Here is a 15789-nt window from a genome sequence, read left to right as displayed (position 1 = left end):
CTTAGCTAGCGAACAGAAACTAGATAACAGTAAGGTTGCTGATCTTAGCTAGATTGTCGTATTAAACCGCGATTTCACCGCCGTCTTCACGACGAATCACAACCGTAGATGCTCTTGGGCGAACTGAAATTCCTGACGGAGTCTCTTCTGCTGCGTCTGCGCTGTATGGCCAGTTGCCTGGGTGCTGAATGTTTACAAACAATGACTTGTAGTCTGGGCTGATGGTAAAGCCTGTTACTTCACAACCGTTAGGACCAACAAAGAAGCGCTTGAGTTGTGCTTGGTTCTCGGCACTAATGACTTCTTGAGTGCCATTTTCATCCGTTAGCTTTGATGGAACTACTGCTAGCATTTGATCATTGGTGTAGCCGGTCACTTCATCTGCACCGTTATCGGTTTGAATCCACAAGATGCCACGAGCATCAAACGCCAAACCGTCTGGGCTCGCGAATTGGTTCATGTCTGTTAAGCTTGATCGGTTCGTGTCCGCATCACCATTGGCTGGCGAACCGAACACAAAGATATCCCAAGTAAAGTCTGTTGCGTCTTCCCCCTCATCCCAGCGAATCACATGACCAAATTTGTTGTTCAAACGTGGGTTTGCTGCGTTTGTTTCATCTGTGCGAGAAGTGTTGTTGGTTAGCGTTAGATATACAGAACCAGTGTATGGGTCTACTGTACACCACTCCGGACGATCCATTGGAGTGGCTCCAACAAGGTCGGCTGCACCTGCCGTGTTTAGGATAATTTCTGCTAACGAGTTAAAGTTGTCCGCCAGCGTACCCCCAGAAGCAGTTGTACTCTTTAACGTTAGCGGCAGCCAAGTACCAGTGCTGTCTTCGTTGAAGCGAGCCACGTACAGCGTACCTTCATCCATGTATTTATCACCGGTTGCCAAGCGGTTTGACGGATTTGCATCTGCTGGGTTCCAGTTAGCTGTTGATTCAAACTTATATAAGTACTCAAAGCGAGAATCGTGACCAGAGTAGAATACTACTGGTTGCCCCGCTTTAAGCTGACCAAACGTACAACCTTCATGACGGAAACGACCTAGGGCAGTACGCTTTTTGGCACGAGAATTTTGCGTATATGGGTCAATTTCAACAATATAACCGTGACCATTTGCTTCGTTGCGGTAATCGTCGATTGAGCTTGTGCCCGTAGGCTCTACGTTAAAGCGAGTAAATTCATCCAAACGTTCTTCTGCATTACCTGCCAAAGTTTCCCATAAGTAACGTGTATTTTTATCATCGATGCCAATACGGTCTTGTTCTTCAGTACGAACGCCAGTATTCACAAAGTACCCCGGCCAGTTTTCTTCACACGTTAGATAAGTGCCCCAAGGAGTAAAGCCGTTACCGCAATTGTTTAATGTACCGCGTGCTTGGCTGCCATCTTGTGAGAAACGCGTTACTGTCAGTTCCGTGTTCGCAACAGGACCTGAGAGATCCATTACGGTTGCACCAGTATAACGGCGGTTTAGTGGATCAGTATCGACCAGCTTCCACATATTGTCTTCAAGTTGAATTCGAACGACAGATACACCATGAGCGTTAATTTCTTTACGAACTTCATCGGTGATAGTACGAACACCACCCACAATTGTTGGGCCACTTGGGTGCAGTGCTGAGGTGTCTATATACTCATGGTTAATACACAGCAAGCCATCAGTATCGCTGTCGTTTAACGAGAAAAAGTGCATGCCGTCGTGGTGCATACCAAGCGCGTTGAGTTGATCTGTACTTGTATTACTTCCGTCGTCCTTCCATGAACTGCCTTGCGCGTTTAGAGGCGTTCCCCATGGAACTAAAACTTGTGCAACATACCCTTGTGGAACGGAAACTGCGTCGGTAAGTGAGCCTGGGATCGAATCGAAATTCAGTACTGCATTTGAGACGCCAGAACCATTACCTACAGAAGTGTTTGGGCTAGAAGAGTTGCACCCAGAAAGCCCAAATGCACCAAAGGCCGTCATAGCACTGATGCCTAAACCGCCTTTCAATACATTTCTTCTTGATAGGTTAGCGTCTAGGACTTCTTCGAAGGGTTTGTTTTTGCTCTTGTTGAAACGAGTGCTATTAAATGTTTCCTTGCTCATTGTTACTGCTTCCTGTTGGCTGTATTTATTATTAGTTGTTCATGAGTAACCCGGCTATCAGCGAATAAGTTAATAACCTGGGTCAATGTGTGACTAATCGTGAAGCAGTTAAGTGACGGATTGTTATGGTTTTGATTAAGTTTTTGTTTCTGTAACACGACTTTTGCCATTAAGCGTTTCGTGTAATACAAAACTCTTGGGGATCAGCAAGGAACTGTGTATAAATGCTTTATCAAACGAAAAGAGAGACAGTTATGAAATTAGATAAAATCGAAAACAAAAATCGCCGCCTACGCAAGAAGTTATACCTAGGTGAATTCGCTATTCTAGGTTTTGAAGTAAGCTGCACGACTTCGATTGCTGATTTTGACCAATACGATGTGTTCATCGATGAATTTATCGATTTTATCGACAACATCGGCCTGTGCTTTGGTGGCGGTGGTTTAGAGCTATTCGAAGGTTTCTTATGTTCTATTGAGCGCTACCGTTCAGTGACAGAAGCTGAGCAACTGCAAGTTGCACAATGGCTTGAAGCTCGCACAGAAGTAAGCAAAGTTGAAGTAAGCGAACTTGTTGACGCAAACTACGCATTCTAAGTAGGTGGTGTTAGCTCAGTTGAAGGCGAATAGAGCTTTCCTGAGATAACTTTGCCCATCAGATGAAAGGCCCAGTCGATATATCGATTGGGCCTTTTTACGTTTGGTTAGCGCTATTATTCATCCATGAATTCTTCTATACCTCTCTCTTCTAGAATGAGAGTTCTATTTAAATATCAGCTTCTTATGCCTAATTTTCTGGGTAATAATAAATTTGTGAGACTTTTATGAGAATTCAAGGAAGTTGCTGATAGATTTGATCGCCATTCTTAGAGTCAACAACACCACAGTTCGTGGCTGGAAGATGTAACGAGTATATCGTTGTTATTCGTTTTTCTGGCAACGATAGGACTCGATAAAGGATGGAATCAAAATGAACAAACGTACTCAAATCAGCTTGGTGATCAGCTCGGCTCTGTTGGCCTTCGGAACGGCTCAGGTTCAGGCTGCAGAGCTTGAGGTAACTGTCACCAACGCAACGAAAGGGATCTACTTTACGCCTATCTTGGCAGCAGCCCACGATTCAAGCTTATACATGTTTCGAACGGGTGAAGCCGCTTCTGCGGAATTAGAAGCTATGGCAGAAGGCGGCGCTATTTCAGGCCTATCTAGCTTAATTGCTAATGCGGGTGGTGTAGTGGTAGAGGACCCTGCGACAGGTATTCTTGATCCAGGTGTTGCAACGACATTTGATATTGATACTGGCAACTTAGCTTACCTGTCGCTAGGCGCAATGCTATTACCGACTAATGATGGTTTTGTGGGTTTAGACAGCTGGAAGATCCCAACCCAAGCTGGCACCTACAAAGCGACGCTCAACGGTTATGACGCGGGTACTGAAGCAAATGATGAACTGGCAGGCAGTATGCCTAACCCTCCATTCATCACCTTTGGTGCTGGTGGTGCGGGAGTCGAAACCGCGGTGTCTAACGCCAAAGTTCATATTCATCCGGGTAACATTGGTGATAGTGATGTTGCGGGCGGAATCAGTGACCTCGATAGCAGCAGCCATCGTTGGTTAAACCCTGTTGCAACCATCACTATTGTTGTGAAGTAAGGGGGATATATGAAAGCTAGAATTTTGTTTATCGCTGCATCAGTAGCTGTGTTAGCAGGTTGTCCGGACGATGACGACGATTACTATCGCTATGATGTGAGTGTTACGAACCTCACCCCCAATCAACCAATGTCGCCACTCGCAGTGTTGACTCACAATAACAGCTTCAATCTGTTTGAAATCGGGCAAAGTGCTTCTGTCGATCTTGAATACTTAGCGGAAGGTGGCAGCAATGCTCAATTGCTGGCACTAAGCGACAGTGATGCCAATGTTTATCAAGGCATTTCTGGCAATGGTTTGATTCTTTCAGGTGAAAGCGACACTGTTTCAATCCGTGTCGATCCTAACCAAGAAGACTACCTCTCCGTCGCTTCAATGTTGGTAAACACTAATGATGCGTTTGTTGGTGAATCCGGCTTGTCGCTCAAGTCATTAGCCGTGGGTGATACCTTCGTCATGAACATGAATGTTTGGGATTCGGGGACTGAGCTGAACGACGAGCTTGCTGCGACTATTCCAGGGCCTGCCGGTGGTGGTGAAGGCTTTAACACTACAAGAAATGACACGGATGTAGTGAGTTTCCATGCAGGCGTAATAAGCCAAGATGATGGCCTGACGACGTCGGCACTAAGTGGCAACCACCGCTTCCTTAACCCAGGCGCAAGAATCACTATTACTCGAACTGAGTAACTGATTAACTGAGTTAAAGGTGTAATGAAAGAATTCCTGTTCTGTTCCGGTCAATCTTAGGTGGGCAGACTCCGAATAGAGCAGGGATCATGAATAGTGCTGCGGTAAATTTGATGGCAAACATATTGTTGGTCGAAGACGATGATGACTTGGCAGAACTGGTGCAAATGCATCTCAAGTTCCAAGGTCATGACGTAACAAGAACCAACTCAATTGATAAAGCTAACGCGTTGTACAGTAATGCTCAGTTTGATTTGGTTGTACTTGACCGAGGCTTGCCTGATGGAGATGGGCTCGATTTTTGTCGAATGTTACGTCAGCAAGAGGACTGGACTCCTGTATTGATGCTAACGGCAAGAGATGCGGAGCTAGACAAGGTGTCGGGTTTAGAAGCTGGTGTCGATGATTACATCACTAAACCATTTAGCGTGCTGGAGTTTCAAGCTCGCGTGAGGAACGTACTACGCCGTCTAAACCATGTTGAATCAACTGGCCAGTTTACCTCAACAATAGAATCGATTATGAGTTTTGGTGGGCTCACCATTCAACCTGAACGCCATCAGGTTTCACTCAATAACCAAGATGTCCCGTTGACTGCAACAGAATTTACCTTACTTCACTTTTTAGCCACCCGACCGGGACGCGTATACAGCAAAGACGAGTTGCTCGATCATGTTTGGAACACTCATCATTCTGGCTACCACCACACTGTGTGTAGCACGGTCAACCGTCTAAGAACCAAGCTTGCCATGCCCAATAGCGATGACGATTTCATTAAAACCGTTTGGGGTGTTGGATACAAGTTTGAATCGAAAGTATAGGTTTATGTGTCGCTTTCTAAGCTTATTAAAAAGCCAGTAAGATCTACGAGCCATAGAGGAGAGAACATGAGTTTTAAATCGCGTTTAGTATTGTTCACAAGTTTGTGGTTTCTGTTGGTGAGTGTGGTCATCGCCTACACTTATCATTGGCAAAAAGAGACCATAGAACAAAGAACCAAGCAGAGCTTACATAAAGATCTGGCAGTTCATATGCGTGATGATAATCCTCTCATGATTGGTACCGATTACAACCCCAAAGCACTCAAATCTATATTCCATACATTGATGTTGATAGGACCTGATTTCGACATCTATTTTCTTGATAGTCAGGGCAATATCACTACACATGCGGCGCCTGAAGGTACCCAATTATCGAGCCAAATCGATTTAGCGCCTATTCAACAGTTTTTAAATGAAGAGGCTTATCCTATCTTAGGAGAGGACCCGATTAACCCCAAGTCACCTAAAGTCTTTTCTGTTGCGGCGATTGAAGAGCTTGGCTCTACTGTCGGCTATTTGTACGTGGTTATTGGAAGTAATCGCCATACTGTAATCACCAACTCTCAGGTTGATACGCCATATATCGCGCTAGCAGGGCTTGTGCTGGTTTCTATCTTGGGCTTTGCGATTGGTGCGTATCTGTTAGTGAAACGCAGCTTGTTGAACCCAATAGAGGCGGTAACCAATAAATTACAACAACAAGCTGAACAAGACTTTAGGTTAGAACCTAATTTCACACACCAAGTACCAGAATTAGTGCCCATCGCACGTTCTTATCAATTGATGGCGAAACACATTCAACAACAATTCTTGCAGCTTGAATACCAATCCTCGCATCGTAGACAAAGCTTATTACAGCTCAGTCATGATTTGAAAACGCCGCTTTCCAGTGTGCTTGGTTATTTAGAAACGTGGAAGATTCAAAATCCGCAATCGGATCCGTTGATCGACGTTGCTTACCGTAATGGTAACAAGCTATCTCAACAGCTGCATTCTCTGTTAGACAGCGCCAAACTTGATAACCCTGTGCCAACCTATCAGTATGCTTCGATTGATATCAATGGGCTGATGAGCGAGTGCTTAGAGACGATACAAACCCAATACTTGCAGAAAAATGTTCAGATCAATATCGAAATAACAGATGGGATTAAGGCTGTAGGTGACAGTGTTCTGCTTGAGAGATTGATCTTGAATCTGTTAGATAATGCATTGAGGCATAGTCCAAGTGGAACGGTGGTATCGATGAATGTTGGTCTAGAAGCTGATTCAAAACGGGTGAAAGTGGTTATACACAATGAGATCGAGTTGGAAGCACCCAATGGATCGCTAGGTATTGGGACTAAAATCGCTCAGTCGATACTGATGTTGCATCACAGCGTGTTAGAAACAACAAAGGCAGAGAACTCATTTCAGCAAAGTTTCTACTTGCCTTCGGTATAGTTCTGTCTGCCTTCGGTTCGGAGATATTCGAGTCTATCCGTTTTCTTTGTCGTCATTCACTTCAGCATAGAAGTGCAGCAACTCTGTGAGCTCTTTTACCCAACCAAATGCTTCTGTCGGTGCTTTCAACAAAATCTTCTCGACTTTGTCACAGTGAGTTTCAAGGCCGATCGCTTGTTCAAGGTTGAACGACATTGCATAGAAGTGCCAAAGCAATAGTCGAGTCATACGCTCGATGTTTTGTTGTGAGTTATCCGACTCACTAAACGCAAGATTCACTTCACTCAGCGCGATTGCAGTCATTCGAAGCATCGCATCAAACTTCGCTGATTGCATACGCTCTTCATTGGTCACTTCTTCCTGCTCGAACGTAAACAGTTCCGTCATTGCATCTTCAGGGACAAGGCGATGAATCATTCTTAAACTAAATTCTTCTAGTTCTTCACGAGGCATAGTGTTTAAGCAAGTTAATGTGTAGTCGCGTTGCATGGTGTTCTCTTGGATCTGCAAAAAGGTCGGACAGTTTAATGGAGAAGCGGGCTCATAAAAAGGAGATTTTAGATAAGCCTACGTTTGTAGGCTTATCTACGTACTACGAGCCCTAAAATCAATGCTTAGGGAAGCTGTATGTAGGTTTGAACGCAGTGTCAGGCTTTGCTATGGCTTGGCGGTTGATACTGCATCGACTGGTCGTTTCTCATGAAAATGTTGCTCGCGACCAAGCTGCCGATACAAATTGAACCAAGTGCTAACCAAGTCATCGTGTCCGGAATCTCGTTGAACAGTGGGATCGCCAACAACGTTGCAACGGCGGGTGTTGCACTGCCAAAAGCGGCTGAGCGCTCTGCTCCGAGTGTATTAACAGCATAGAGATAAGTGAATGCCGCTATTAGGCCTGCGCCGACGCCTTGCACCGCTGAATGTACGGCAAGCTCTGTGACTGGCCATTGAGCAATTGGTGTACTCATTAAATGGCTAGGGAGGGTTCCTGTAAGGATAAGGATCAGCAATAGCAAAGTAGAACAGAATGAAATGAAACCCGCACTCACAAGTGCATTAAGGTTGGCAACACGTGCTGAGATGGTGAAAGTCGCCCACATTAAGCTGCCACACAAAAACAACAAGTGACCTTTGGTGTATTCAAAGTTGAAGCTGCTTAAGCTATTTCCTAGAAACAATAATATCCCGAGTAAAACAAGACCTAAACCAACGACACGGTGTCGGCTAAGCGGTTGTTTAAAAAGGAGTACCGCGATTCCTGTTACGAACAGAGGAAGCGTTCCCGGAACCAAAGCACTGCCATGTGATACCGGAACAAACTGCATGGCTGTCCCTGCAACGAGTAAATAAGGCAACCCACACCCCACAAACATACCGGCCAAGTATCGATTCGGGACAGTAGCGATCGTGCTGCGTGCTTTCCACATCAAAGGTAATAGCACCAATGCAGGGATGAGGAATCGAGTCAGTGCTATGTCTGCAGGTGTTAAGTCTGAATTTGCGCCGCCTTTAAGAGAAAGGAAAAAGCTCGCCCAGATGAGCAGAGTGACAATAATAGATAGATAGCCAAGCTTCATAATAAACAAGGAAAGTGGATGATGACTCATTATGGGGTACTTGGTGTGCCACAGGTTGGCAAGCTTTGTTCTAACTTGAGTCATGGTTGATGATTTCTGCTAATATTTTCCTAATTGTTAATGAATTTAACCAATGATCGGTATTTACTATGGATAGGATTGATAGACATCTTCTTGAGTTGCTTCAGAAAGACGGCAGGCTAACCACGGCTGAGCTAGCTGATGAGGTTGGCTTATCGGCTTCACCGTGCGCAAGGCGCATTAAAAGGCTAGAAGAGAAAGGAATCATTGACGGTTATCGCGTGAGCTTGTCGCGAGAGCACGTTGGCATTGCGATGAGTGTGTTCGTTGAAGTGAGTTTAAACAACCACCAAGAAGTGTCGATCGATAAATTTGAAGGCGCAATTGTAGATATGGAAGAGGTGATAAGTTGCCACGTGGTGTCTGGCGCTTATGATTATCTGTTGGAAGTTGTTAGTCCTAACCTTATGGCTTACGAAGCGTTTACCCGAAAGTTACAACGGCTCTCTAACGTAAAAGACATACATACTCACCTTGCTATAAGACAAGTGAAAGGCAATGCGCCGCTTCCCGTTTACATTGATTAAACTGAGAGGTTGGCATTAATGTATCGGTTTGGGTGAGCTGAAAACGAAATAGTTTAATCTCGAAAGAACAACGTTGTTGTTGTCAAAGATCACTTACGAATTGAAAGACGTGCGGCAATAAAAAACGGAGCACCTCGTGAAAGGTACTCCGTATATAATAGGTGCAAAACTAGTGATATTTAAAGTTAGAGATTGAACAATCTCCAGTTTTTATATTTATTCTGAATGAAAAAGCATGTGAATGATAATCCACGCCATCATTCCAAATTGTTTCTCCAAATATCTTACATAGCTCTAGCTCACTTACTGAACCGAACTCTTCCATGTGTTTAGCGACAGATAAAAGTTTACCTCTTACCTCTGCAGTTCCTTCCGTGTTACTCAAGCAGTTGAAAGCCATATTTTTTTGCATATTACCTAGCCAAAATGTTTCTTGTTATTAAGTTATATGAAGAATCATGATAACAATTTTCTGGCGTTTGTAAATCTATTTTGTGATGAATATCTCATATAAGCGCTTGCGTTGGTCGTAAATTGAACTTTATTGTTGATAGTTAGAACAACAGTTTTACAACTCATTGATAAAGCGTTGATTTGTTATTTATCTGAATATTTAAGCGTGAACGTATAGGAGCAAACGTAAAAGTCCTAATTAAATATTTCTTGAATAGGCCCATTTTCGTGGCGTGCACTATCGATCATGGTTGCTTCGTTACGGTATCTTACAGACAATTTACGAAACTTCTCACTGAGTGTATTGATGTCTTTAGCCAGTGATTGTGAGCCTTTCACATGTAACGATGCACTCTCTGATTGGCTTGGTAACGTTGACGATTCGCAGTGCTTAGTCATAGATTGCCACGAACGTATTAGAGATTGAGCGTCTTCCAACTCGGTAGAGACAACATAAGCCCGCTTTAACAATACTTCAGAGATACGATAAGCAGTGTTCATGTGACTATTGAGCTGTACATTAAATCTATCTTCGTACTTTGCCCAAAGCTCGATGATCTGCGTTTCCGTGAAATGTTTAGAGAGCAATGTTTGCGATTCATAACTGGAGAGAGCTTGGTTGAATTCTTTGGTGTATTGATTGTAGCGGTTTTCAGTTGAGAGTTGACGATCCAAAAGTGTTTGCCAATTTTTGGGGTCACAATGATTTGCTGACGCGACACTCGCGCTTAAAGATACACTTACCATTAGAACCTTCACCCTAAAACTCATGACTTTCCTCTACTTAGCGCGTTCTCTAAAGAGAGTATAGATGAGTGGTGGCAGGAGTTGATGTACACTGAAGCATACCTAAAACGGAAGAGCTGGTGGATTTGATGAAAAAAGCGCTGATCGCTTTACTTATATTGTTAATACTGGGCGGAGGGGGAGCGGCGTACTACTTCCTTGTTATGAAAAAAGACCCAACACCACCAGAGAAAACCGAAGAGCCAATTGAAGATGTAACTCAACAATCTGAATCTGATCTAACCTCCATCATGAACCTTAAACCTGAGCCAGAACAAACGGAGTTTTACGTTCTGGATAGAAAACTTGAAGTATTAGAGCAGCCGGAAATTGATGGCTTGATAACAGATTACCTCTATAAAGGTGAAAAAGTCGAAGTACTCGAGAAGCAAGGCGAGTGGGCCAGAATCTCAGATTACATTGTTCTAAAAGAGGGCGGCCCTCAGATTGCTGAATGGATTGCTATGTCTGGACTGTCGAATGACGAAGTGATTATTTCGGCTCAAGAAAAAAAAGAGATACTGGATTCTTACTTGGTTAAATCCGACGATCTGAAGATCCACCAAGAGACATTTCGAAATACGGTAGCTAAGCTAATTTCTGAAGGAGAGTGCGATCCAAGTGACTTTGAAGAGTTAGGTGGTTGGGTTAAATCTGTTAAATACAGTAACCGAGATGTCTATTTTATTTACTGCGGTGGGTTATCTCTTGAAAATAAGATTTATCTTGATGTGAAGACCGGCAAGACTTTTACACTGTAGTGATTAGCCGCTTAGGGCGATAAGCTGTGTCTCTCTTCTAAATCCACTATTTGGTCGATTAGAAAAATAAATCAATTGTAGGTGATGCCTCTTCGGCAATAGGGGGGGGGTTGTGTGTCTTGTAGACATAAAATGGTCAGATAATAAAAAAGCCACTGAATTCAGTGGCTTTTTTGCGTCAACCCATATCAGAACGGATCAAAAATAACTGGTAAAAGTTGACGCAATTTCGATTTCTAATCGATTTCTTTGTCTTTAGTCATAGATAAAAGCCAAAGAGATACGGCTGCAACACCTGCAAAGCCACCAAGAATGATAACTGGCATAGCACTGTAACCTAGGATGTGCCAAATTACGCTTTCTAAAGTACTCATTCAATCGCTCCTTATTGCCAGCCTTCAACGCCGTGCATGTCTGGTAGTTTATGTGCGATACCTTTGTGGCAATCTACACACGTTTTTTCACCAGAAGCTAGCGCAGTTGAGTGTTGTTTCGCACTACGAGGGCTCTGCTCTGAGAAGTCCATGTAATCGAACTGGTGACAGTTACGACACTCAAGTGAGTCATTGCCTTTCATACGTTTCCACTCACGTTCAGCAAGGTGGGCACGACGTGCTTTGAATTTCTCTTCAGTGTTGATGGTTTTTGCAATAAAGTGCGCGTACAACTCTTTAGATGCCTGAACCTTACGAACAATTTTATCTGTCCACTCGTGAGGTACGTGACAATCTGAACAGATAGCACGGACGCCTGAGCGGTTAGAGTAGTGAATTGTTTCTTGGATTTCAGCAACAATAGGCGCATGACAACCAGAACAGAACTCTTCCGTGTTAGTTGCTTGCATACCTGTGTTAAATGCACCCCAGAATAAAAGACCGCCAGCGAAACCCAAGAAAAGTACAACGCCTACCGCTGCTTTACTTGGTGTCGCGAGTCTTTTCCAAAACGCTTTAAGTAATTTTATCATATATAGCCTCTCTTACCGTCTGGCTACGATTAACGCAGTGAATCTACAGGTTTGAACTCGTTCTCAACTAGTGGTTTAGCATTAGCTTGAGGTACGTGACACTGTAGACAGAAATAACGACGAGGTGATACGTCTGCAAGTACCGCATCTTCACGGTTCATGTAGTGAGTTACACTCACTTTAGTCGCACCCATTTCTTTTGCGTTTTTCCAGCTGTGGCAAGAAAGACACTTGTTAGCGTTAAGAGAAACTTCATAGCTACGAATAGTATGAGGCACTAGAGGTGGTTGGTATACGTAGTCACTCTCAAGTACTTGGTCACGAGGGAACTTTTTGAAGTCATCCGCTGCGCGAGTAGCTTCAAGTTCACTTGCACCACGTAGAGATTCTACGCCACCAATGCCGCCTGGGTTATCCAGTTCAGCTTGAGCTTGAACTGCACCAGCTAGCAAAAGACCAGCTGATAGTAGGGCAGTAATCAGTTTTTTCATGGTTAATTTCTCCGCCTAAAGGCTAATTCTTTGAGTGGACTACTTCCTTCAAAAAGTGATGAAAAAAGTAGTCGCAATATTAAATACGTTAGATCTTGTATCTAGGTTCTAAAAGCAATTGGCGCTTAAGAAACCTTAGTGATCTTAACTGGACACTTCTTATAATCCGTCTGCTTAGACAGAGGATCCGTTGCATCCAAGATCAACTTGTTGATCAGAATTCTTGCATCAAAGAATGGTACGAATACCAAGCCTTGTGGTGGACGGTTACGACCACGAGTTTCAACACGAACGCGTACTTCACCACGTTTGTTTTCGATAAGAACTTCATCACCACGGCGAAGGCCGCGAGATTTTGCATCTGCAGGGTGGATGTAACAAAGTGCATCCGGTACTGCTTTGTAAAGTTCTGGTACACGACGAGTCATAGTACCTGTATGCCAATGCTCAAGAACACGACCTGTACATAACCACATGTCGTACTCATCATTTGGTACTTCTGGTGGCGCTTCGTATGGTGCGTTGATGATCAGTGCTTTACCGTCTGGCTTGCCGTAGAAGTCCCAGTCAGAACCTTTCTTAGCGTATGGATCTGAACCTTCTTTAAAGCGCCAAAGTGTTTCTTTACCATCAACAACAGGCCAGCGTAGACCGCGTACTTTGTGGTAAGTATCGTATGGTGCTAAATCGTGACCATGGCCGCGACCAAAGGTTGCGTATTCTTCGAATAGACCTTTTTGTACGTAGAAACCTTGAGCTTGTGCATCGTCGTTAAGCTCTTGAGCTTCAGACAATGGGAATGCATCAACGTTGCCGTTTTTGTAAAGCACGTCGTACATTGTTTTACCGCGGTACTCAGGTGCTTTAGCAAGAAGCTCTTCGCCCCAAACTTCTTCAACAGTGAAGCGTTTAGAGAACTCCATGATTTGCCACAGGTCAGACTTCGCATCACCAACCGTTTTAACTTGTTGGTACCATGCTTGTGTACGACGTTCTGCGTTACCGTAAGCACCTTCTTTTTCAATCCACATTGCTGTTGGAAGGATAAGGTCAGAAGCTTGAGCTGTTGCTGTTGGGTAAGGGTCAGAACATACAATGAAGTTGTCTGGGTTACGGTAACCTGGTAGACGTTCAGTGTTGATGTTTGGACCAGCTTGCATATTGTTGTTACACATTATCCAGTACGCATTGATCTTGCCGTCTTTAAGCATACGGTCTTGAACAACAGCATGAGCACCAGGTTTAGCTGGGATAGTACCTTCTGGAAGTTTCCAGATTTCTTCAGAAATCTTACGGTGTTTAGGGTTAGCAACCACCATATCTGCAGGAAGACGGTGAGAGAACGTACCAACTTCACGAGCTGTACCACACGCAGATGGTTGGCCAGTAAGTGAGAATGGGCTGTTACCTGGAGTAGAAATCTTACCTGTTAGAAGGTGGATGTTGTACACAAGGCTGTTCATCCAAACGCCACGAGTATGTTGGTTCATCCCCATAGTCCAAAGTGACATTACTTTGATGTTTGGATCCGCGTATTGCTTAGCCAGCTTGATAAGGTCATCTTGAGATACACCTGACATTTCAGATGCTTTCTCGACGGTGTATTCAGCAACAGAAGCTTTGTACTCTTCAAAAGTGATTGCAGTCATTGCACCTGAGTTAGGGTTTGCTGCTGCTTTCTGTAGAGGATCGTCATCACGAAGACCGTAACCGATGTCTGTCGTTGCTTGTTTGAAGTTCGTGTGCTTATTCACGAAGTCCCAGTTAACGGCATCGTTTTGAATGATGTAGTTAGCAATGAAGTTAGCAATCGCTAGATCTGATTGAGGTTCGAAGATGTAACCCGTGTCTGCAAGCTCAAAAGAACGGTGGTAGTAAGTAGACAGTACGTTTACTTTAACGTGTGGGTGGCTTAGACGACGGTCTGTAATACGAGTCCATAGTACTGGGTGCATTTCTGCCATGTTTGAACCCCACAGAACGAATGCGTCTGCGTGTTCAAAGTCATCGTAACAACCCATTGGCTCATCGATACCGAAAGTACGCATGAATGCGCCTACCGCTGAAGCCATACAGTGACGAGCGTTTGGATCGATGTTGTTTGAACGGAAACCCGCTTTCATCAACTTAACAGCAGCGTAGCCTTCCATTACTGTCCACTGACCTGAGCCGAACATACCAACACCTGTTGGGCCATTCTTTTTCAGAGCCGCTTTCCATTTCTCAGCCATTACGTCGAAAGCTGTGTCCCAAGATACTGGTGTGAAATCACCATCTTTATGGAACTCACCGTCTTTCATACGAAGAAGAGGAGTTTCAAGACGGTCTTTACCGTACATGATTTTTGAAAGGAAGTAGCCTTTAATACAGTTAAGGCCTTTGTTTACAGGTGCTTCTGGGTCGCCTTGAGTCGCAACCACTTTGCCGTTTTGAGTACCTACTAGTACTGAACAGCCCGTACCACAAAAACGACAAGGCGCTTTATCCCACGTGATTTTTGTTTGATCAGAGCTAGCAATCAGGTTGGTTGCTGTTGCTGGTAGTGATACGCCTGCAACGGCTGCCGCTGATGCAGCTGCGTTTGCTTTCACAAACGCGCGTCTTGTCATTTTCATACTTCACCCTCAAGTTGAGAATTGTTGCTTCCAGTTTCTAAATCCGTTTCGTCGAGTTCAGTTTCGATTTGGTGGTAAACCAAAGCTGTCCCTAAAACGTTCTTAATGTTATTTATTGCTTCGATGGTATCCGTTACAAAACCTTGGTTTTCGGTTTCTAGGACCACGATGATTTTGCCTTCAGGACTGTCTCCGTAAATCTCTGCATTATCGTATTTCTCGATTTCAGCTTTGATTTCGTTCAGGTGCTCTGGGCTCACATGCACGACTAAACTTGATATATGCACTTCATTTAGTGCCATAAATTGCTCTCGTTATTTTTGTTTTATGCATTACTCACAAGAATAGCTGAAGTAGGGCAAACTGCTACGCAAGCGCCACAACCACTACACTTATCTGACTCGATTTTTGGTAGAGCAACACTGCCTGCTCTAAGTTGAAATTGAATTGCCATAGGTTCACACAAGTCACCACAGCTTCGGCATTCAACGTTTTGTTGCGCTAAGCACTTATCAGAGATGTTTGCTTTAGCTAACCAAGGCGTCTCTTCCTTGGGTTTGAAAATTGGTTCAGGACAAACGTCAGCACATTGATAACAAAACGTGCATTCGTCTATAGAAAAGTCGACAGTAGGAAAACCACCGTCGCCAACAATGATGATGTGCGTTTCGCAACTTTCGATGCATTTGCCACAACGTGTACAGTCATCTGCGAAGCTTTCTAGGCTTTTAATCCAAGGCAATCGGAGTTGGCTTGAATCTACTTTTCGCCTAGAAAATAGGCGGCGTCTCGATAGGTCTACCACTAATTGCCTACTGATGTTGCTAAG

18 protein-coding genes are annotated in these 15789 nt (G+C 44.0%); 7 read left to right on the top strand and 11 right to left on the bottom strand.

Annotated features, from left to right (window positions below):
- Positions 1-61: 61 nt before the first annotated feature.
- Positions 62-2098: a PhoX family protein gene (locus tag AACW75_RS06440; protein ID WP_145570754.1), complete on the bottom strand. Its 2037-nt coding sequence runs from the start codon at positions 2096-2098 to the stop codon at positions 62-64.
- Between the two features lie 254 nt (positions 2099-2352).
- Here AACW75_RS06440 and AACW75_RS06435 point away from each other — a divergent pair, with 254 nt between their 5' ends.
- From AACW75_RS06435 to AACW75_RS06415, 5 genes are all read left to right on the top strand, one after another.
- Positions 2353-2694: a YggL 50S ribosome-binding family protein gene (locus tag AACW75_RS06435; protein ID WP_135455155.1), complete on the top strand. Its 342-nt coding sequence runs from the start codon at positions 2353-2355 to the stop codon at positions 2692-2694.
- Between the two features lie 373 nt (positions 2695-3067).
- Positions 3068-3751 (top strand): spondin domain-containing protein, encoded by a 684-nt coding sequence (locus AACW75_RS06430; RefSeq protein WP_145570755.1) that lies wholly within the window; start codon positions 3068-3070, stop codon positions 3749-3751.
- Positions 3752-3760: 9 nt separating this feature from the next.
- Positions 3761-4441 carry a spondin domain-containing protein gene (locus AACW75_RS06425; protein WP_145570757.1) on the top strand — a complete coding sequence of 227 codons (681 nt, stop codon included), beginning with the start codon at positions 3761-3763 and terminating at the stop codon, positions 4439-4441.
- An 89-nt stretch (positions 4442-4530) separates the two neighbouring features.
- Complete coding sequence (locus AACW75_RS06420) at positions 4531-5262, top strand: response regulator transcription factor (protein ID WP_145570759.1); 732 nt, start codon at positions 4531-4533, stop codon at positions 5260-5262.
- 66 nt (positions 5263-5328) lie between these two features.
- Positions 5329-6702 carry a sensor histidine kinase gene (locus AACW75_RS06415; protein WP_145570760.1) on the top strand — a complete coding sequence of 458 codons (1374 nt, stop codon included), beginning with the start codon at positions 5329-5331 and terminating at the stop codon, positions 6700-6702.
- Positions 6703-6735: 33 nt separating this feature from the next.
- Here AACW75_RS06415 and AACW75_RS06410 read toward each other — a convergent pair whose 3' ends face one another.
- Positions 6736-7191, bottom strand: coding sequence for an exoribonuclease R (locus AACW75_RS06410; protein WP_145570762.1), 456 nt, complete (start codon positions 7189-7191; stop codon positions 6736-6738).
- A 158-nt stretch (positions 7192-7349) separates the two neighbouring features.
- Entirely contained in the window at positions 7350-8279 is a 930-nt protein-coding gene (locus tag AACW75_RS06405; RefSeq protein WP_145570823.1) for a DMT family transporter, read from the bottom strand.
- 149 nt (positions 8280-8428) lie between these two features.
- Between AACW75_RS06405 and AACW75_RS06400 the strand changes: the two genes are divergently transcribed.
- Entirely contained in the window at positions 8429-8887 is a 459-nt protein-coding gene (locus AACW75_RS06400; RefSeq protein ID WP_017076065.1) for an Lrp/AsnC family transcriptional regulator, read from the top strand.
- 169 nt (positions 8888-9056) lie between these two features.
- Here AACW75_RS06400 and AACW75_RS06395 read toward each other — a convergent pair whose 3' ends face one another.
- Together AACW75_RS06395 and AACW75_RS06390 are read right to left on the bottom strand one after the other, a co-directional pair.
- The gene (locus AACW75_RS06395; RefSeq protein ID WP_145570764.1) at positions 9057-9299 is read right to left on the bottom strand and encodes a hypothetical protein; all 243 of its coding nucleotides are present in this window, start codon (positions 9297-9299) and stop codon (positions 9057-9059) included.
- 236 nt (positions 9300-9535) lie between these two features.
- Positions 9536-10111, bottom strand: a complete 576-nt coding sequence (locus AACW75_RS06390; protein ID WP_186437194.1) for a hypothetical protein — start codon at positions 10109-10111, stop codon at positions 9536-9538.
- A gap of 95 nt (positions 10112-10206) precedes the next feature.
- Between AACW75_RS06390 and AACW75_RS06385 the strand changes: the two genes are divergently transcribed.
- Entirely contained in the window at positions 10207-10887 is a 681-nt protein-coding gene (locus tag AACW75_RS06385) for an SH3 domain-containing protein (protein WP_145570769.1), read from the top strand.
- Between the two features lie 236 nt (positions 10888-11123).
- Here the strand turns inward: AACW75_RS06385 and AACW75_RS06380 are convergent, their stop codons facing one another.
- The 6 genes from AACW75_RS06380 to napF form a co-directional block, all read right to left on the bottom strand.
- Positions 11124-11261, bottom strand: a complete 138-nt coding sequence (locus tag AACW75_RS06380; RefSeq protein WP_004731329.1) for a TIGR02808 family protein — start codon at positions 11259-11261, stop codon at positions 11124-11126.
- Between the two features lie 11 nt (positions 11262-11272).
- Positions 11273-11854, bottom strand: a complete 582-nt coding sequence (locus AACW75_RS06375; protein WP_004731326.1) for a NapC/NirT family cytochrome c — start codon at positions 11852-11854, stop codon at positions 11273-11275.
- 29 nt (positions 11855-11883) lie between these two features.
- The gene (locus tag AACW75_RS06370) at positions 11884-12345 is read right to left on the bottom strand and encodes a nitrate reductase cytochrome c-type subunit (RefSeq protein ID WP_004731324.1); all 462 of its coding nucleotides are present in this window, start codon (positions 12343-12345) and stop codon (positions 11884-11886) included.
- A gap of 125 nt (positions 12346-12470) precedes the next feature.
- Positions 12471-14960 carry a periplasmic nitrate reductase subunit alpha gene (gene napA / locus AACW75_RS06365; protein WP_145570771.1) on the bottom strand — a complete coding sequence of 830 codons (2490 nt, stop codon included), beginning with the start codon at positions 14958-14960 and terminating at the stop codon, positions 12471-12473.
- Positions 14957-15262: a chaperone NapD gene (locus AACW75_RS06360; RefSeq protein WP_017076060.1), complete on the bottom strand. Its 306-nt coding sequence runs from the start codon at positions 15260-15262 to the stop codon at positions 14957-14959. The genes napA and AACW75_RS06360 overlap by 4 nt, the downstream gene beginning before the upstream one ends.
- A gap of 23 nt (positions 15263-15285) precedes the next feature.
- Positions 15286-15765 (bottom strand): ferredoxin-type protein NapF, encoded by a 480-nt coding sequence (gene napF, locus AACW75_RS06355; protein WP_102447742.1) that lies wholly within the window; start codon positions 15763-15765, stop codon positions 15286-15288.
- Positions 15766-15789: the final 24 nt, after the last annotated feature.

Origin of the sequence: Vibrio sp. L3-7, from assembly GCF_963898195.1 — a bacterium.
GTDB classification, from domain to species: Bacteria; Pseudomonadota; Gammaproteobacteria; order Enterobacterales; family Vibrionaceae; genus Vibrio; species Vibrio echinoideorum.
The sequence above is the reverse complement of the archived record's forward strand: the minus strand, read 5'-3'. Positions and strand labels throughout refer to the sequence as shown.